The sequence below is a fragment of the Kribbella sp. NPDC003505 genome, from assembly GCF_040610875.1.
Classification (GTDB): domain Bacteria; phylum Actinomycetota; class Actinomycetes; order Propionibacteriales; family Kribbellaceae; genus Kribbella.
Window position 1 is genome coordinate 103,006 of the sequence record NZ_JBEXNA010000009.1, and the last position, 17,944, is coordinate 120,949.

Consider the following 17,944-nt stretch of genomic DNA (forward strand, 5'->3'; position numbering starts at 1 on the left):
CATGCACCAGGTCGACGACCTCGGCGCGATGTATCTCGCCGCGGAGAACGACCGGGTCCGGACGCACACGGCGATTCTCATGATCGTCGATCCGGCCAGGCTGCCCGGCCGCACCCTCACCCTCGGCCGGCTGCGCGAGCTGGTCCGCGAGCGGATCGATCAGGTGCCCGCGTTCCGCCGGCGGCTCACCGGCGTACCGCTCGGGCTGGATCGGCCGTACTGGACGCAGACGGACCCCAACCTCGACTACCACCTCAGGGAGATCGCGCTGCCCCCGCCGGGCGACGACGAACAACTGCGCGAACAGGTCGCGCGGATCTTCGCCCGTCCGCTCGATCGCGCGTGGCCACTGTGGGAGATGTACCTGATCCAGGGCCTCGGCGGCGGGCGGGCCGCCGTACTCACCAAGGTGCACCATGCGATCGCCGACGGCCGCGCCGGGATCCAGATCCTCTCCGCCCTGACGGACACCGGACCACGCAGAGCCCGCCGAGCCACAGAACCGCCGGCACCGCCGGAACCGCCCGAACCGCCGCCGTCGCCACCTGCTGCACTGCCGATGCTGCTGCGCGGCCTGGCGGGCGTGGTTCGGCAGCCGTTGCGAGCGTTGTCCGGCGTACCCGCGGCGTTGTCCGGCGTCGACGAACTGCCGGTCTTCGGCACCCTGCCCGGCGCGCGACTGCTCGGCGCCACCACCTCACTGATCCGCGGTCAGCGCCTGCACACCGGACTCGCGAGGGCGCCGCGTACGTCGTTCAACCGGCAGATCTCGCGGCACCGCCGGATCGGCATCGCCACGCTGGCGCTCGGCGACGTCAAGGCGGTGAAGAACCACTTCGCGGTGAGTGTGAACGACGTGGTGATGGCGATCTCGGCGGGTGCACTGCGCCGGTGGCTCATCGAGCACTCGGAGCTCCCGGAGCGGCCGCTCACCGCGGTCGTGCCGGTCGCTCTACGGGATCCCGACGCGCAATCCTTCGGCAACCAGCTGAGCGCCGTCGTCGTGCCGATCCCGACCGATGTGGACGACGCCGCCGCCCGGCTGGCGGTCGCGCACCGGGCGATGCTCACCGCGTTGCACGACCTCGGTACGACGGCGCCGGACGCGCTCGTCGACACGGTCCGCATGGTCCCGCCGGCGTTCACCGTACGGACCGTCCAGCTGCTCACCAACCTGAACGCCTGGGCGCCGCTGACACCGGCGATGAACGTGAACATCTCGAACATCCGCGGACCGGGCCGGCGGCTGTACCTGGCCGGCGCGACAGTGGAATCGATGGTGCCGCTGGCCGGTATCACCGACGGGCTGGGGCTGAATGTGACCGTGCTGAGCTACCGCGACCAGCTGTCGGCCGGCGTCGTCGCCGACCGCGATCAGGTCGCCGACGTGCAGCGGATCGCGGACTGGATGGGCGAGGAGCTCGGCCTACTGGTCGGGCTCGCCCAGCCCTGACCGACCGGCGCCGAACGACCCGAGCTTCGCCGCGAGCAGTCGCTGGACGTGCCGGTCGGTTCCCATCCCGTTGTGGGTGCTGCCGACCTCGACGTGCTCGGCGGCCGGATCCAGACACGAGCGCCAGTCCACGACGCCGTCCTGCCGCGAGTACATCGACACGAACGGCAGTCCCGCCGGCCACGGCGATTCGAGCAACGCGCTCGTCCGTTCCGCACAGCCACCGAACAAGCAGTCGGTGGAGAGCAACCACGGCCACGCACAGACGTTCAACCGAGCCATGAGTTTCACCTGGCTGATCAGCGCCTGGGTCGCCGCGAGCTGATGCAGCAGCGGGGACGCCAGTGTGACCACACCGGCCAGCAGCTCCGGCCGCCGAACCGCCAGCATCCGGCAGAGCGTGCCGCCCCGGCTCTGTCCTACCAGCGCGACCGGACGACCCGCTTCGTCGACAACCTGCTGAAGGCGTCGTTCGAGCAGTTCGAGATGCATCTCGGTACAGCCCGAGTTCAGCGCCATACCGCTCGTGAACGTCGCGTGGCCGGAGCGACGCAGGTGCCGCGCCAGCGGGATCATCGACCAGTCACCGGTCAGGAAGCCGGGCACCGTCAGCACCGGAACCGGCGCCGACCGCCGAGCGTCCACCGCCGGAACCCGCGGCCCCACGGCCTGGACGTACCCGAGCCACCCGAACACCTCACGCCGGCGCAGCGCGGCCGGCGGGGTGAACGGCTCCCACTCGGCCACACCCACCATCGAACTCACACTCCTCCTCGAAGTGTAGGCATCCCGGCCGAAGTGGGGAATCAGCTGGTCAATCTGCGCTGGTGGATCATCGAGGCGAGACCGAGCATGGCCACCGCGAAGGCGGCGAGTACGGCGAGGTTCCCGGCGATGTCGGCGACGCCGCCGTTCCGCGACAGGACGGTGATCCAGGCGTCGACCGCCCAGGCGTGCGGCGTGACGTGGCCGAGCGTGCGCACCGCGTTCGGGACGATCTCCAACGGCCACATGCAGCCGCCGAGCATGGCGAACGCGATACCGATCACCGGGCCGATCGCGGACGCCTGGTCCGGTGTCTTGAAGAGTGCGCCGCTGAGCATCCCGGCTCCGGTGCCGACCAGCGCCCAGGTGCCGATCAGGGCGACGGCCGCCGCCGGATTGCCCCAGCTCACACCGAACAACAGCGCACCGACCGCCACGATCAGCACCGACTGCAGCAACGCGAAGACCAGGTAGCAGAGGGTCTCCCCCAGGACCAGGCTCCGCACGCGGATCGGCGCGGCCTGGGCCCGCTGGTAGATGCCGAGCTGCCGCGTCTGGATGATCGAGGCCCCGCCGGCCAGCGCGTTGATGAAGACGAACAGGACGAGCATCGTCGGCGCACTGTAGCTGAAGCCCAGCGGAAGGTAGTCGCTCCCGGTCGCGATGTTCTCCGTACTGATGCCGATCCGCGGCGTCACCCGCTGCAGCGCGGTTGCCCTGGGCAACTGCTCGGCCGTCGTCGTACCCGTCGTCCGGGCCGCGAAGGCCGCCGCCTGGACGCGTTCGGCGTGCCGGGCGACCGCGGCGGCGACGGCCGACCGTACGGCGCTCTGCGTCGACTCGGCGCCTCCCGCGAGCACCGGGATCCGTACGTCCTTCCCGCTCAGCAGGTCGGCGTCCAGGCCGGTCGGCACCAGCACGACCGCGTCGATCTCTCCCCGGCGCAACGCCGTCCGAGCCGCCGGCTCGTCCGCCATCGTGTGCAGCGGCCCGACCGACTTCAGCTCGTCGACCAAGCTGGTCGCCAGCTGCGGACCCGCGAGCTGATCGGCGAGCACTCCGATCCGGAAACCGCCCGGGTTCTGGACGACGGTGCCGATGACGGTGATGATGACGACGGGCAGCACCACGATGAAGAACAGCGCCGTCCGGTCCCGCAACATCCGGCGCAGCGAGACGCCCGCAACAGCCAGTGCAGCCCTCATGTGAGCCTCCCGCGGCCGACGATCGCGGCGATCGCTCCCAGCACCGCGGCCATACCGAGCATGACCAGGACCGGGACGATCGCACTGGTGGCGCCCGCCCCGGTCGCGAGATCCGTGAACCCGCGCAGGGCCCAGCCGTTCGGGGTGAGCAGCGCGAGTCTGCGCAGCGTCTCCGGCGCCTGGCTGAGCAGGACGAAGTTGCCGCCGAGCAGGAGCAGCACGAACGTGACGATCGTCGCCAGCCCTTCGGCCTGACGCTCGGTGCGTGCCGTCGCGACGACCAGGGCGGTCAACGCCACCAGCACGGCCGACATCGCGAGGATCAACGCGAACGCCGGAACCGGTGGCCCCCATTCGGCACCGAACGCGAGCGACGACACGATCGCCAGCGTGCTCAGGCTGACGACGCTGTAGACGAAGACGGCCAGCGACTTGCCGAGCAGTACGACGCCGCGCGACAACGGGGCCGCGCCGATCCGCTCCAGCGTGCCGCTGCGCTGCTCGGCGAAGTAGCTCCGCGCGGTGAAGCCGATCGCGAACAGCACGAACATGATCCCCATCGCGGGCGCGTAGTAGCTCGCGGTCCGGAGTTGGCGATAGCCGGTCGGCTGCGGCTGTACAGACTCCGGCAGCTGAAGCTTCGCCACCGCCGCGGCCAACTCCGCAGTGCGGCTCTCGGGGAACCCAGCGGCCAGAGCCGTATGCACCGCCAGCCGGTCGGCATTGAGCTGAGCGACATACGCATCGGCCACCGCACGGGCGACCTGCGCCTGCAGCGGCTCGTCCGGATCGCCCAGCACCCGCAGGCCGATGGGCCTGTCACCGACTGCGGCAGCACTGAATCCGGCGGGAATGATCAGGCCGGCGCCGGCGTCCCCGTCGTCGACCATCCTGCGCGCCTCCGCATCGCTGGACGCCTGGCGGATCGTCAGTACGTCGGAAAGCTCGGGACCGGTCAGCGCCCCACGCAGGGCGGTGGCGATCTGGCCGCGGTCGTTGTCGACCAGTGCGATGTTCGCGTGGAAGGACTCCACGCCGGAGAACGCGAAACTCATCAGCGCAGCGACCGCGACGGGCGCCACGAAGCCGAGGATCAGCGCCGACCTGTCCCGGAAGCGTTGCCGCAGATCTTTGGCAGCGATGACGAAGGCGCCGAACATGATCACTCCCGCAGCGCCGTACCGGTCAGATGCAGGAAGACCGCCTCGAGATCGGGCTCGTCCACCTCCACGGATCGCAGGGACAGCCCGGAACGCTCGGCGGCTTCCAGGACGCCGGGCAGCAGCCGCCGTCCGTCAGCGGCCAGCAGCTGGACCTCCCCGTCCTTCACGTCCGCCCGGTCCACACCGGCCAGGCCCCGAAGACGCTTTGCCAGCACACCCAGGTCGCCGGCGGCGGCCAACGTGATGCGGTCCCGTTCGCCGAGCTCAGCCACCAGCTCACGGCGGGTGCCCTCGGCAACCAACCTGCCGTGGTCGATGATGCCGACCCGGTCGCACAGCCGCTCGGCTTCCTCCATGTAGTGCGTCGTGTAGAGCACCGCCATACCCGAGGCGCCGAAGGACCGCACGCTCTCCATCACGGCGTGCCGGCTCTGCGGATCGACTCCGACCGTCGGCTCGTCCAGGACCAGCAGCGTCGGCTCGTGCAGCAGCCCGGCGCCGATGTTCAGGCGGCGCTTCATTCCGCCGGAGAACGATTCGACCCGGTCGGTGGCGCGTTCCGACAGCCCGATCAGCTCGAGTACCTCGCCGACGCGCCGGTTGAGCGCCGTACCGCGTATTCCGTAGAGCTTGCCGAAGAACCGCAGGTTCTCCCGTGCCGTCAGGTCCGGGTACAGCGCGATCTCTTGCGGTACGTAGCCGATGGCACGTTTCGCCGCGGTCGATGTCGCGCCGACCGGCGTACCGGCGACCCGGACCTGGCCGGCGTCCGCGCGCAGCAGGCCGCAGACCAGGCGGATCGTCGTCGTCTTCCCGGCGCCGTTCGGCCCGAGCAGTCCGTAGGTCTCGCCGGGCGCGACGTCGAAGCTGACTTCATCGACGGCGACCCGGTCCCCGAACCGCTTGCCGAGCCGCGACACCTCCAACACGGGGGCAGTGGTTTCGGCCATCTGCGCGGCCTCCTCTCACGTCCATCGTCCGGACGCGGCCCGTGCAGTCGCCAGGGACCTCCAGTCCCGATCCGGCAGGCACTTCAGCCCTGCAGCAGGCGGGCGGGCACAGGGGGTGGCGAAGGCCCTGGTGGGGATCCGCTGCCGCATCCGGCGGCACCGGGAACGCAGAGCCCCCGCCACGAGTTGTGCCGCGAGATGGTCAGGCCGTGATGGCCGTCATGCTGTTCCAGCCCGAGCCGACGAGCACCGGCGGCAAGATCCACCCGCCAGTACCGTTACCGCGATACATGTAGAGGGCCCCACTCGCGTTGCGAACCAGCAGGTCCACCTTGTCGTCGCCGGAGAAGTCCCACGGTGTCACGATCGCCGTGAGGTTCTGCCAACTGGTTCCGATCAGGGTTCGGCCGGCCAGCCAGCCGCCCGTACCGTTGCCGCGGTAGAGCCACAGGTTCCCGTCTCCGTCACGGGCCGTGACGTCGACGAAACCGTCGCCGTCGAAGTCGCCCGGTCCGCGCACCGAGGTCATCGCGTTCCAGCCGTACCCGTAGCCGACGCGGGGCAGCCAGCCGCCCTTGCCGTCACCCGGGTAGAGCCACAGCTGGCCCGTGCTCTGGCGCGCCAGCAGATCCATGTGGCCGTCGCCGTTGAAGTCGCCTGGCCCGAACACCGACGTCATCGCGTTCCAGCCACTTCCGTAGCGCTTCCAGATCAGCCAGCCGCCCGCGCCGTTGCCCGAGTACAACCGCAGATAGCCGTCGCTGTCGACCGACATCAGATCCGCGTGCCCGTCCCCGTCGAAGTCTCCGGGCGCCAGGATCGCCGTCATGGCGTCCCAGCCGTAGCTGTACCCGATGCGTGGCAGCCAGCCACCCGAGCCGTTGCCCGGGTAGAGCCACAACCGGCCGGCCGTGTCGACCGACAGCACGTCGGAGTTGGTGTCGCCGTTGAAATCGTTGTTCTTGATCACGACCGCGGCCGACGTGGCGGCACTCGTCGACGCAGTCGTCCCCGTGGCGTTCTGATGGGTTGCGGAGGACACCGACGTACCGGCCAGCAGCAGGCCGAAGCCCGCGAGCAGTGCCAGTCCTGTCCGTCCTCCAGGGCGCAGACGTCCGCGCATGTTGTTCCCCCTCGTCCATCGAATGACGGCTGCTAGTGGCCGCTCCGCGATCACCCACAGCAGCCCTGCCGTCACCCAACAAACCGGACTAGCGCGCTACTCTCTAGGGCCAAAGGTCCCGACTCCCGTCGCTTCTCGTGACTGAGGCTCCACCCATGGCTTCAGCGGACCTGGACGGGCATCGTGGTGAGGGCGCACTCGACCCAGGTCGTTCCCGGGGTCAGGAGCAGCGGCTTGCCGTCGGTGGTGGTGAACTTGAAGGCTTCGTTCACAGCGCCCTTGCTCCACCGGCCGGTGACGGCTTTGCCGCCCGTGAACAGCTTCAGCGTTCCGGAGGCGTCGAAGACGTCGAGGATCGTCATCGCGGGCTTGGCCCTGGCGAAGCTGATGTCCCGCTGGGCCGTCAGTACGACGACGTTGTCCGCCGCCACCTGACCAGCGTTCTCGATCACGTGCGGTGACCATTTCTCCGCCCGCAGCCAGCGGTGCGACGCCCCGTCGTAGGTCCAGGTGGCGGTCGCGGAACCGCCGTACCCGATGGTGACCGAAGACGCCGGCGTGCCGGCCCGCTGTGCGGTCGACCGCTGCAGGTCCGCCGCGTAGCTGAAGTACGGCGCAGGCGCGGCCTTGCGGGCGCTCAGGCGCAGGAGCTGGTCCGGGCGCGCGAACACGTGGTTCGGAGCCCGCCTGATGTCGTCGAGGCGATAGGTCCCCGAAGGCACCCGCAGAGTGCCCAGATCGTCGAGATCGGCGACCCGGTCGACGTACTCCAGGACCCACCGATCGGCCATCGTGTCGGCGATGATGCCCTTGGTCGGGCCGATCAGCGCCGCGTCCATCGGCCGCAGCGAACGCACCGGGCCGACCTGCGCCGGCAGCCTGGAGTGGAAGATCGCCGCGAGCCGCGTGGTGCCGCCGGTGATCGGCTCGACGAACACGATGTCGGCCTGGTCCAGTCCTCGCTGCGGATGCGCGTCGGGCGTGTTCGAGACCTTGACGGTGACGGCCGGCCGATTCAGCTCGTCCTTGGTCGGCACCCCGGTCAACGGCGCACGGCCGGCCATGTCCACTGGACCGTCGCCGGTCGGTGCCGGCGCTGTGGGCGTCTCCGACGGCAGCGACGACTCGCCGTCACCCCTCCAGAGGGAGAACCCGATGCCGGCGGCGACAAGGGCGACCAGCACAACGGCAGCCGCGACCACTCGCGCCCGGCGCCCCGAAAGCCACTGCAGCACACGCTTCATACCCTCAGCGTCGTGGCCGGTGGATCGGGTGAACACCGGCCAAAGCCCCGTCCGCGCCGTCCAACAGGCCTCGCCTCACCGGACCCACCGCGACCGGCGGCGCCCGACCGTCCCCGGCAGTCGGGACCTTCGGCTCTCTTGTTCGGTGCGCGGTCGCGCTCTACTGGAGGTGGGCGAGGGAAGCCAGACCCAAAAGGTGCGGAGTAGCGGTCCCCGCCGTTCACCGCACATCTCGGCCCGCTGCAGTAGCGGCGGTAGGCTTCCCCCGCTCTGTGGCGTTCGTGAGCAGTTCGCCGAGCACGGCCTCGACCAGCCGTGGCAGTGCGGCGGAGACCGGGGTGGTCAGCTCGGTGCCGAACCCGACGTCGGCGGCCTCGACCGCGAAGACGACGAGCCGGCCCGGCAGCCGGTCGAGCGCCCCTGCCAGCCGCAGCGCGTCCGGGATGCCCAGGCTGTGCGAGCCCGCCGAGTGCGCGTGGGTCTCGACGACCGGATCGGCTGGTTCCCGCAGCGACACGTCCGTCCGATGGATCTCGCCAGGTGCGGACGGCTCGCACACCACCGCATCGACCACCACGGCCAGCGGTACGTCGGCCCAGTCGTCCATCAATCGTGCGGGTTCGCCGTCGGCGACGACCAGTCTCACACCCGGCAGCCAGTGGTCCTCGAGAGCGGCGACCAGCGCGGGCCCGATCCCGTCGTCGCGGCGGTACTCGTTGCCGACTCCGATCACCACGGCAGCCGGCGCAGCTGTCTTCACAGGCGCTCCATCGTCAGGTCCAGGAAGTGCGTCGAGCAGGAGATGCAGGGGTCGTAGTTGCGGACAGTGCGCTCGCAGAGCCCGGTCAGCGGGCCGTCGCCGAGGTCGAGGTTGGCCGCGACCACCCGCCGGAGGTCGTCCTCGATCGCCGCCTGGTTCTGTGAGGTCGGCGGGACGATCGTCGCGGACCGGATCAGGCCGTCCGCGCCGAGCTCGTACCGGTGGTACAGCAGACCGCGGGGCGCTTCGCTGACACCGTGGCCCACACCGTCCCGGGCCTGTACGCCGACGGACGACGGTTCGGGTTGCCGGTACGACTCGATCAGCCGCAGCGCCTCCTCGACGGCGTACACGGTCTCGACCGCGCGGACCACGATGCTGCGGAACGGGTTGCGGCATTCGTTCCCCAGCCCCGCGTCTGCGGCGAGTTCCAGTGCCAACGGGGACAGGTGCTGATGATTGAGCGTATAGCGGGCCAGCGGTCCGGTCAGGTACCTCGCACCGTCGAGCCGGGCCCGCAGCGCGGTCGAGTGCGCGACGTGTTCCTCGACCACATGGTTGCTGAAGGCATCCACTGCGAAGGCGGGTCCCGCGCTGCGGCGCAGCGTCGTGCCGCGCTCGATCGCGTAGCCCGCGGGGTCGTGGACGGCCAGCAGTTCGTGCTCGAGTTCCAGGTCGGGGAAGTCGAAGCCGGCGACCCAGCGCACCGTCGCGACCGCCGCGTCGAGCGCCGGCCGGAGCTGAGCGGCGAGCTTGTCGAGCTGGGCCTGGCTCGGTGCGGCGTAGAAGCCGCCGACGCGGACGTTGATCGGGTGGATCGCCCGGCCGCCGACCAGTTCGAGGATCGCGTTGCCCGCCTTCTTCAGGGCCAGGCCGCGTTCGACGATGTCGCGATGATCGGTCGCCAGTGCGACGGCGTCCGGATAACCGAGGAAGTCGGGGGCATGCAGCAGATAGATGTGCAGTGCATGGCTCGAGATCCATTCACCGCAGTACAGCAGCCGCCGGAGGTCGGCGATCGGGCCGCGGACCACGACTCCGCAGGCGTTCTCGATCGCGGCGATCGCGCTGGTCTGGTAGGCGACCGGGCAGATGCCGCAGATCCGGGCCGTGATGTCGGGCGGTTCCGTGTACGCCCGGCCGCGCAGCAACGCCTCGAAGAAGCGCGGCGGCTCGTAGATCTGCAGGTCCGCGCGCTCCACCTCACCGTCGCGGACGACGACGTGCAGCGCGCCCTCCCCCTCGACGCGGGCGAGCGAACTGACCCGTAACTGGCGGGCGCGGTGGCTCACGACGACCAGCCCGCTGCCGCGGCGTTGAACGTGTGGAAGACGCGGTCGATGTCGTCGTCGCTCATCCCCGTCTCACGCAGCCGCGGGAGCAGGGCCGCGACGTTGGGCTTGGCCATCGGCCCGAAGCAGCCGAAGCAACCCCGCCGGTACGCCGGGCACAACGCTCCACAGCCGGCATGGGTGACCGGACCGAGGCACGGCGTCCCTTCGGCCACCATCACACAGGTGAGACCGCGGCGCTTGCACTCGGTGCACACCGAGGTCTCCGGCAGATCGGGCTTCCGGCCCGCGAGGAAGGCGGTCAGTACCTCGAGCAGTTGCCGGCGATCGATCGGGCAGCCCCGCAACTCGAAGTCCACCGGCACGTGGTCGGCCACCGCGGTCGAGGTCGCCAGGGTCTCGATGTAGTCCGGCCGGGCGTACACCACGGACGCGAACTCGGCCACGTCGCCGAAGTTCCGCAGCGCCTGGATCCCGCCTGCGGTGGCACAGGCGCCGATCGCCACCAGCACGCGCGCCGCGGCCCGGATCCGGCGGATCCGCTCGGCGTCGGCCGTCGTGGTGATCGATCCCTCCACGAGCACCACGTCGTACGGCCCGGGCTCGACCGCGCTGGACGCCTCCAGGAAGTGCGCGATCCGCACCCGCCCGGCCAGCGTCAGTAGCTCGTCCTCGCAGTCCAGCACGGTGAGCTGGCAACCGTCACACGAGGCGAGTTTGAAGACCGCTAGCGTCGGAGTGTCCATCGTCTGCCAGGACACCAGCTGACCGGGACCGACGGCCAGGGGCCGAGGACAGCCTCCGCCGGGACCTTCGGCCCTTGGAGAGCTCCGGCCCCCGGAGGCACCATCGCGGGTATGACGCAGGCGATCATCGAAGGCCTCGACGACCTGGTCGAGGTACTGATGAGCGACGGCTACCAGGTCGTCGGTCCGACCGTGTCCGGCAGCGCCATCGTGCTGGCGGAGCTCACCGACGCAGGCCAACTGCCGGCCGGGTGGGGCGTCGAGACCGGGCCCGGCCACTACCGCCTGCACCGTCGCGAGGACGACGCGATGTTCGCCCACTCGGCCGGTCCGCAGTCCTGGAAGACCTTCCTACATCCACCCCGCCGCACGCTGTGGGAGACGGATGCGGACGGCTCGTTCCGTCCTGCCGACGAGCCGGCCCGGCGGTATGCGCTGCTCGGCGTCCGGGGATGTGACCTGGCCGCGATCGGCAAGCTGCGCGACGTGCTCGGCGGCGGTCCGCATCCGGACGGCTCGTTCCAGGACCGGCACCGCGCGCTGTTCGTCGTGGCGGTCAACTGCACCGAGCCCGGCGAGGTCTGCTTCTGTGCGTCGATGGGCACCGGACCGGCCGCCGGGCCGGGCGCCGACCTGACGCTCACCGAGCTGACCCCGACCGACGGCCACCGGTTCCTCGCCGAGGCCGGGACCGACGCGGGCGAGGCTCTGCTGGCCCGGATCGACCATCGCGACGCCGCCGCGGACGAGACGTCCGCCGCGCGCCTGGCGGTCGAGGACGCGACCCACAAGATGGGGCGCGCAATGCCGGAGGTGGACCTGCGCGCGCTGCTGGCCGGCAGTCGCGAGTCCGCGCACTGGGAGGACGTCGCGGAGCGCTGTCTCACGTGTGGCAACTGCACCATGGTCTGCCCGACCTGTTTCTGCACGACCACCGAGGACGTCACCGATCTCACCGGCGACCACGCGGAACGGTGGCAACGCTGGTCGTCGTGTTTCGAGCTCGACTTCTCGTACCTGCACGGGGGCAGCGTCCGCAGCTCCGGCGAGAGCCGTTACCGGCAGTGGATCACCCACAAGCTCGGCACCTGGCACGACCAGTTCGGCGGATCCGGTTGCGTCGGTTGCGGCCGGTGCATCGCTTGGTGTCCCGTGGGCATCGACCTCACCGAAGAGGTCGGCCGGCTCGCCGAGTCCGCGCATGGCTGACACCACGCTCTTCGACGACCTCACCGCCCCCGAACGGGAGGCGTTTTTCAGCACCGCCCACGAGGTCTCCTACGACGACGGCGACCGGCTGTTCGAGGAGGGCGGGCCCGCCGGCTACTGCTGGCTCATCCGGCACGGCCGGGTAGCGCTCGACACGGCGGTCCCCGGTCGCGGCCACGTCGTCGTACAGACACTCGGCCCGGGTGATCTGCTCGGCTGGTCGTGGCTCGTTCCGCCGTACCGCTGGCATTTCGGCGCCCGCGCGATCGGCGCCGTCCAGGCCACGGCGTTCGACGCTGCCCGGCTCCGGGCGCTCGCGGACCAGGATCCCCGGCTCGGGTACGCCCTCACCCGGCAGCTGCTCGCGGTCGTCCTCGACCGGCTGCAGACGACCCGGGCGCGGCTGCTCGATCTGTACGGCGATGCGATCCCTGAGGACGGAGCTCGTGGCTGAACCGATGCTGCCGGTCCGGTACCGGGTCGTCGACCGGACGGTCGAGACCCACGACTCGGCCACGGTGTCGCTGCGACCTGTCGAGCGTCGGCTGCCGCCGTTCCATCCCGGACAGTTCGCCATGCTCTACGCGTACGGCGTCGGTGAGGTGCCGATCTCGATCAGCGGCATCGGCGACGACGGCACGCTGATCCACACCGTGCGGGCGGTCGGCGCGGTCAGCCGGGCGCTGCACGACGCCGGTCCCGGAACGATCCTCGGCGTCCGCGGGCCGTTCGGTACGACGTGGGACCTTGACGATGCCGACGGCAACGACCTGGTCGTGGTCGCCGGCGGAGTCGGTCTCGCCCCGCTGCGGCCGCTGCTGCTCGCGGCGCTGAGCCGGCGCGCGGCGTACCGCAGGATCGTCCTGATCGCCGGCGCCCGGACGCCGGACGAGTTCCTGTTCCGCGCCGAGCTGGACCGCTGGGCGGATCGCGACGACCTCGACGCCGAGCTGACCGTCGACCGCCCGGCGAACGGCTGGCGCGGAGCGGTCGGGTTCGTCACCGAGCCACTTCGACGGCTGCGCATCACGCCCGGGCGAACTGTCGCGTTCCTCTGCGGACCGGAGCCGATGATGCGGTTCAGCGCCCGCGTCCTGCGCGGTGCGGGGGTGCCGGACGACCGGATCCAGGTGTCGCTCGAGCGCTCGATGAAATGCGGCGTCGGCCTCTGCGGCCACTGCCAACTCGGCCCGTTGCTGCTCTGCCGCGACGGCCCCGTCGTGGACTACGCCACCGTCGAACCGCTGCTCGTCGTGCCCGAACTCTGAGCCCGCCGAAGGTCGTTCCGAAGCTGTGACTTAGGTCCCTTCGACGAGTGGATGACCGCAGTCGGCGGCGCCGCCGCGATCGCGGCCCCGTGGGTGTTCACCTACACCGACGCCACCGCGGCCGCGTGGACCTCATGGATCACCGGAGGCGTGACAGTGGTCGCCGCGCTGGCTGCCGTACCGGCGAGCCGGTCGGTTTACCGACACCAGCACCACATGGTCTGAAGGTTTTGAACAGTCAGATCTGAACAGTCAGCGGACCACGGCGGGCCTGACCGCCGGTTCGAGTACGCCGCCGACCGCGGGGCGGCCGAGGGCGTAGTTGACCAGCGTGAGCAGGTACGCCGTGGTCTCGCGCAGCGCGGATACCTGCGCGCGGGTCAGGACGTCGCAAATCCAGTTCCAGTGCACCGCGACGAGATCGCCCGGTTGTGCCGAGTGGATCAACTGGCGGCCACGCGAGCCTCTCTGCACGCGCCGTACGGTCGGCTCTCCCAACCAGAGCCGGCCGTTGTCGTAGCGCAACGGGCGCACGCTCACGTCCGCCGCCTCGTTGTCGACGGCAACGACAGTGCCCCAGGAGATCCGGCAGCTGTCCAGCACGCGCAACGGATCGGCCGCAGGCCCCGCCCGCAGCAGGCCCGTCCACGGGTACACCGCGAACACGTGGAAGTTGTGGTGCGGCCGGCCGCCGAGCATCGCCAGTCCGACCGGGTCAGCCGCCCCGTGCTTGAGGGGGCGGTCGAACCGGTCGGTCAGGTGCGCGGCCAGCAAGGAGCCGGGGACGTTGTCCAGCAGGCGGTTGCCCACCCAGTAGGCCTCCACCACGTCGGCATCGAGCGGGTCGCGTGCGTTCGCCGCGGCGATCAGCGACAGGTACGGCCACGCACCGAGGAACCGTTGCGCGATCGCCACCAGACCGCGATCGGTCACAGCGCTGTCGGCGTACTCCAGCAGTTCGTCGGAATCCTGCGGGCCGCAGTAGCCGAGCGCGTTGGGCGGGTAGGCGTACTGCGCGAACAGCAGCGGACCCGATGCGCGGTTCATCGCGCCAGGACCGGTTGCGGCCGGGCCAGAGCCGCAAGGCCCGCGCCGGCCACCAGCAAAGCGATACCGATACCGGCCTGCGGTGTCACGACTGTGCCCTTGACGATCGCGTTGAGCAGGGCGGTGATGACGGCAGCGACCACCAGTACGGCGGTGACGTCGACCGCCGGAGCCAGCGCCAGCGCGCGGTACCAGGTCGCGACATACCCGGCCAGCAGGAGTCCGGTGAGGGCCGCCCACCGCCAGCCCGCCGCACTCAGCCCGATGAACCCGGACCAATGCCCGCTGACCGCGACCCAGCCGATCAGCAGCAGCACGCCAAGGCCCATTCGAGCTACCGCCAGCAGGTCCGGCGCCACCGCGACTACGAGCCGCTTCACCACGATCACCTCGACCGCCCACAGCAGCGTCGCAGCCAGCAGCATCAGTTCCCCGGTCCCGAAGCGGAACCCCCCGAGGCCTCCGTCGAGCGCGACCTGCCCACCGAGCAGCAGTCCGATCGCGACGTATTGCAGGAGCCCGAGTCGCTCACCCAGCAGCGGTACGGCGAGCAACGCCACCCACAGCACCAGCGTCTTGTGTACGAAGGCCGCGTGGGTCGACGACGCATGCGCCAACCCGTTGAAGAACAGCACGAACGGCACCGATCCGCCGACGACGGCCACCGCCAACAGGCCGGCCCATTGACGCCTCGAGAGGCGTGGCGCCGGCCGTCGTCCGTGGACACCGGCCACCAGCAGGATCAGCACCGCCGCGGCGACCAGGTTCTTCGCTGTGGTGTACACCGTGGCGTCGCGGACGACCCGGACGCCGTACGAATTGACGAACACGGACACGCCGCTGATCAGCGCCGTACCGAAGGCGAGCACGATCCCCTGTGCCCTGGGTCCTCTCATCGGCCTCCCCCATCACCGTCGGCATCGTCCACCCGATCGATCGCGTACCCGGAATGCACCAGCACCAAGTCACCCACCGCGGCGTCCGGCAGGAACGCGAAACAGACCTGCCGCCGGCCGACCTCGGTGTCCACCGTCCCGGTACGGGCCACGGCCGGCCCGGCGGCGTCGAAGTCGACGACCCGGCCCACGATGCCGATACACACCTGTGCCCCACCTCCCCCACGGACGTGTCCACAAGCCTCCTCGCGGTCGACCGTGCCGAGCAGGGCCTTTGGTCCCGAATCCTCAGGCCCCTGGGCACCGGACTCACGTCGATCTCGACACGTCCTGATCGAGGGCGCGCGCCACGTCGTACCCGGTGACCAAACCGACCAGCTCCGCGGCTTCGACGACCAGCGCGACATCGTCAGGGCCGAGTTGCCGCAAGTCGGCGAGCGGTGCCCGGGGGTCGACGACGGGGAGCTGTTCGAGCGGGGTCTGGACGTCAGCGAGCGTTGTCGTGGGGCGCAGTTCCACCGGTACGCCGGCCAGCCGGCCGAGGCTGACCACGCCGGTCGTGCGGCCGTCAGGTCCCTCCACGGGGAAGACGAGTTGCGGGATGTCCGGAAGCATCTCGGCAAGGAACCGGTCGATCGACAGGGACGCGGCGCCGGACCTGGTCGCCGGCCGCATCACGTCACCTGCGACCAGCCGCGCACTCGCGCTGCGAGCACGTGCCTGCCGGCCCTCGGCGGTCGCCGCGATCGCGATGACGTAACCGACCGCGATCAGCCAGAAGCCGCCCGCGTCCCCCGTCACCAGCTGCACGATTCCCGCGACCGCCACCAGCCCGCCGACGGTCTGGCCGGCTACCGACGCCACCGCGGTCGCCCGGTCGGGGTCGCCGTATCGATGCCAGAGCCAGGCGCGCACCACCCGGCCGCCGTCCAGCGGTACGCCGGGCAGCAGGTTGAAGACACCGAGCGCGAGGTTCATCACCGCGAACCACAGCACGGTCGCCTGCAACAGCTCCGGAGCATGGACGGCGGCGAGCAGCAACCCGCCACCGCCGGATACGACACCGATACCGACGCTGGTGGCCGGCCCCGCGGCCGCGATCATGAACGCCGCACGGGGGGTGGCCGGATCGCCGTCCAGCACACTCACGCCGCCCAGCATCCACAGCGTGATCCGCTGAACCGGCAGCTGGTACCGGCGGGCGGTCAGCCCGTGCGCGAGTTCGTGGGCGAGCAGCGACGCCACGAAGGCGATCGCCGCGACGACACCCGTGGTCCAGTACGCCGCCGCGCTGCGGCCCGGAACGAGTTCGGGCAGCGCGGTCGAGGCCAGCGTGTAGCTGACCAGCCCCATCATCAGCAGCACCGACCAGTGCGCGCCGATCGGGATGCCGGCGATCCGCCCGAACCGCAGCGTCTCGTTCATCGTCGCAACCGCAGCGGGCGGCCGGGCGGCGTCCGCAGATCGAGTGTCATCGGGCTCCTTCAGTCGACGGTGCGGATCGCCGTGATCGCGAAGGCCTCGACGCCCTGGTAGTGGCCGCCGGTCGACGCCACGACGACGACCGCGGGATCCGTCGCTCCCTGGAAGGTCACCTGCGCCGACCACGGCTGCGACTCGCCACCCGCGGCCACGCAGCACAACGTTCCGAGCCGCGCTTCGGTCGACGCCTGACGTACGTCCACGCGGATGGCCTCGTCGACGCCGGTGATCCGCCCGCCGACCGTGAGGGGTGAGCGGGCCGCGGCGCCGTACCGCGGTTGCGTCAGCGTCAGGCTGCTGTCCCGGGTCCCGACGACCTCCCACGGGGCGTCGTCGCCCTGCCCGTACCGGGCGAGGTGGACGACAGCCGCGACCGACGGCGGGTTGTGCTCGGCGCGGTAGCCGACCGACACGTAGGCCTCGTCACCCCGCACCGACTTCGCGACCACCAGGTCGATCTCGTGGAAGTCCAGGAACCCGGTCGTGAACGACAGCGCGGTCTGCGCCGGGTCGAGGTGCCAGGGTTGCTTGCCGCCGCTGCGGTAGGCCTGCTGCCAGTCCGCCACCGCGTCCTCGGACGTGAACGGCCACAAAGGCTGGTAGCGGAAGGTCTGGTGCGCCGGTGTACTCGTCGTCGGCGACGGTTCCGGCGTCCCGGTCACCGTCGGCCCGGTCTGCGTGACCGTCGGGGCCGGCGCCTGCGACGTACCGGAATCCTTGCCGGAATCCTTGCCGGAATCGTTGAACAGGATGACCATCGCCACCGCGAGCGCGATGATCGCCAGGCAGGCGACCGCGATCGCCCAGCGTGCACGGACGTCGCGGACCACCCGGTCCGGAGGGCGCCCAGGTCCGTTCTCACTCATGGTCCTGTTCCTCCGATGCTTCGTCGTCCTGGTCCCCGGCCGCTGCCTTCGGCGGCCCGGTGTGGCGGCGGGACCGCGGCCGTTCGCTGAGGTCGGTGAGCCGGCGACGGAGGCGATCCACGGCCTCGTCGACCGCCTCCGTCAGTACCGACGCCGTCGCGTGCGCGTGCACCCGTGCCCCACCGACATCCGCGTCGGCGGCGACACTGGCCGGCGCCTCGTGCGCCGGGTTGGCCGCAACGGCCAGTACCACGTGCACGAGGTCGACGCGGTCTGCCCGGCGGCTCACGAGGTGGCGGAACTTGTCGCGCGCGTACTCCGCACTCGACTCCGGAACGTCGCCGCGGACAGTGAGTTGGACATTCACCGAGCTCATGGCATCCCCCTGAGATTCGACATCGACCGCGGGTCGTTGGCTGATGCCCTCATGCATCCAGCGTCTGCCGTCGCGTACCCGCGGAGCAGGGCCGAACGT

The 17,944-nt window shown here is 70.6% G+C and carries 20 protein-coding genes; 5 read left to right on the forward strand and 15 right to left on the reverse strand.

Annotation, left to right across the window (positions count from 1 at the left end; translation table 11 throughout):
• Position 1: 1 nt before the first annotated feature.
• Positions 2–1,453: a wax ester/triacylglycerol synthase family O-acyltransferase gene (locus ABZX12_RS28510; protein WP_355698488.1), complete on the forward strand. Its 1,452-nt coding sequence runs from the start codon at positions 2–4 to the stop codon at positions 1,451–1,453.
• Here the strand turns inward: ABZX12_RS28510 and ABZX12_RS28515 are convergent.
• The 9 genes from ABZX12_RS28515 to ABZX12_RS28555 form a co-directional block, all read right to left on the reverse strand.
• Entirely contained in the window at positions 1,427–2,218 is a 792-nt protein-coding gene (locus ABZX12_RS28515) for an alpha/beta fold hydrolase (RefSeq protein ID WP_355698046.1), read from the reverse strand. The genes ABZX12_RS28510 and ABZX12_RS28515 overlap by 27 nt on opposite strands.
• 41 nt (positions 2,219–2,259) lie before the next feature.
• Entirely contained in the window at positions 2,260–3,423 is a 1,164-nt protein-coding gene (locus ABZX12_RS28520; RefSeq protein ID WP_355698048.1) for an ABC transporter permease, read from the reverse strand.
• Positions 3,420–4,583 carry an ABC transporter permease gene (locus tag ABZX12_RS28525; RefSeq protein WP_355698050.1) on the reverse strand — a complete coding sequence of 388 codons (1,164 nt, stop codon included), beginning with the start codon at positions 4,581–4,583 and terminating at the stop codon, positions 3,420–3,422. Before ABZX12_RS28525 ends, ABZX12_RS28520 begins: the two co-directional genes overlap by 4 nt.
• A 2-nt stretch (positions 4,584–4,585) precedes the next feature.
• A complete protein-coding gene (locus tag ABZX12_RS28530; RefSeq protein ID WP_355698052.1) occupies positions 4,586–5,536 on the reverse strand; it encodes an ABC transporter ATP-binding protein in 951 nt (316 codons plus the stop codon).
• 202 nt (positions 5,537–5,738) lie between these two features.
• Positions 5,739–6,659 (reverse strand): VCBS repeat-containing protein, encoded by a 921-nt coding sequence (locus ABZX12_RS28535; RefSeq protein WP_355698054.1) that lies wholly within the window; start codon positions 6,657–6,659, stop codon positions 5,739–5,741.
• Positions 6,660–6,820: 161 nt separating this feature from the next.
• On the reverse strand, positions 6,821–7,903 hold the full coding sequence (locus ABZX12_RS28540; RefSeq protein ID WP_355698056.1) for a DUF3048 domain-containing protein: 1,083 nt from the start codon (positions 7,901–7,903) through the stop codon (positions 6,821–6,823).
• Positions 7,904–8,123: 220 nt separating this feature from the next.
• Positions 8,124–8,663: a hydrogenase maturation protease gene (locus ABZX12_RS28545; RefSeq protein ID WP_355698058.1), complete on the reverse strand. Its 540-nt coding sequence runs from the start codon at positions 8,661–8,663 to the stop codon at positions 8,124–8,126.
• Positions 8,660–9,955 (reverse strand): Ni/Fe hydrogenase subunit alpha, encoded by a 1,296-nt coding sequence (locus ABZX12_RS28550; RefSeq protein ID WP_355698060.1) that lies wholly within the window; start codon positions 9,953–9,955, stop codon positions 8,660–8,662. The genes ABZX12_RS28545 and ABZX12_RS28550 overlap by 4 nt, the downstream gene beginning before the upstream one ends.
• Positions 9,952–10,701 carry a hypothetical protein gene (locus tag ABZX12_RS28555; protein ID WP_355698062.1) on the reverse strand — a complete coding sequence of 250 codons (750 nt, stop codon included), beginning with the start codon at positions 10,699–10,701 and terminating at the stop codon, positions 9,952–9,954. The genes ABZX12_RS28550 and ABZX12_RS28555 overlap by 4 nt, the downstream gene beginning before the upstream one ends.
• A 111-nt stretch (positions 10,702–10,812) precedes the next feature.
• On the opposite strand from ABZX12_RS28555, the gene ABZX12_RS28560 reads away from it, so the two are divergent.
• From ABZX12_RS28560 to ABZX12_RS28575, 4 genes are read left to right on the forward strand one after another with little or no spacing between them, the layout of a single operon-like run.
• Entirely contained in the window at positions 10,813–11,910 is a 1,098-nt protein-coding gene (locus ABZX12_RS28560) for a 4Fe-4S dicluster domain-containing protein (protein WP_355698064.1), read from the forward strand.
• Positions 11,903–12,364 carry a cyclic nucleotide-binding domain-containing protein gene (locus ABZX12_RS28565; RefSeq protein ID WP_355698066.1) on the forward strand — a complete coding sequence of 154 codons (462 nt, stop codon included), beginning with the start codon at positions 11,903–11,905 and terminating at the stop codon, positions 12,362–12,364. Before ABZX12_RS28560 ends, ABZX12_RS28565 begins: the two co-directional genes overlap by 8 nt.
• Positions 12,357–13,178 (forward strand): FAD/NAD(P)-binding protein, encoded by an 822-nt coding sequence (locus ABZX12_RS28570; RefSeq protein ID WP_355698068.1) that lies wholly within the window; start codon positions 12,357–12,359, stop codon positions 13,176–13,178. The genes ABZX12_RS28565 and ABZX12_RS28570 overlap by 8 nt, the downstream gene beginning before the upstream one ends.
• A 51-nt stretch (positions 13,179–13,229) precedes the next feature.
• Positions 13,230–13,403: an SPW repeat protein gene (locus ABZX12_RS28575; protein WP_355698070.1), complete on the forward strand. Its 174-nt coding sequence runs from the start codon at positions 13,230–13,232 to the stop codon at positions 13,401–13,403.
• A 27-nt stretch (positions 13,404–13,430) separates the two neighbouring features.
• Here the strand turns inward: ABZX12_RS28575 and ABZX12_RS28580 are convergent, their stop codons facing one another.
• The 6 genes from ABZX12_RS28580 to ABZX12_RS28605 form a co-directional block, all read right to left on the reverse strand.
• A complete protein-coding gene (locus tag ABZX12_RS28580) occupies positions 13,431–14,225 on the reverse strand; it encodes a DUF6390 family protein (protein WP_355698072.1) in 795 nt (264 codons plus the stop codon).
• Positions 14,222–15,121 (reverse strand): DMT family transporter, encoded by a 900-nt coding sequence (locus tag ABZX12_RS28585; RefSeq protein ID WP_355698074.1) that lies wholly within the window; start codon positions 15,119–15,121, stop codon positions 14,222–14,224. The genes ABZX12_RS28580 and ABZX12_RS28585 overlap by 4 nt, the downstream gene beginning before the upstream one ends.
• Positions 15,118–15,327, reverse strand: coding sequence for a HypC/HybG/HupF family hydrogenase formation chaperone (locus ABZX12_RS28590; RefSeq protein ID WP_355698076.1), 210 nt, complete (start codon positions 15,325–15,327; stop codon positions 15,118–15,120). The genes ABZX12_RS28585 and ABZX12_RS28590 overlap by 4 nt, the downstream gene beginning before the upstream one ends.
• A gap of 103 nt (positions 15,328–15,430) precedes the next feature.
• Positions 15,431–16,546 carry a site-2 protease family protein gene (locus tag ABZX12_RS28595; RefSeq protein WP_355698078.1) on the reverse strand — a complete coding sequence of 372 codons (1,116 nt, stop codon included), beginning with the start codon at positions 16,544–16,546 and terminating at the stop codon, positions 15,431–15,433.
• 59 nt (positions 16,547–16,605) lie between these two features.
• Positions 16,606–17,469 carry a hypothetical protein gene (locus tag ABZX12_RS28600; RefSeq protein ID WP_355698080.1) on the reverse strand — a complete coding sequence of 288 codons (864 nt, stop codon included), beginning with the start codon at positions 17,467–17,469 and terminating at the stop codon, positions 16,606–16,608.
• Positions 17,462–17,845 carry an HPF/RaiA family ribosome-associated protein gene (locus ABZX12_RS28605; RefSeq protein ID WP_355698082.1) on the reverse strand — a complete coding sequence of 128 codons (384 nt, stop codon included), beginning with the start codon at positions 17,843–17,845 and terminating at the stop codon, positions 17,462–17,464. The genes ABZX12_RS28600 and ABZX12_RS28605 overlap by 8 nt, the downstream gene beginning before the upstream one ends.
• Positions 17,846–17,944 lie beyond the last annotated feature (99 nt).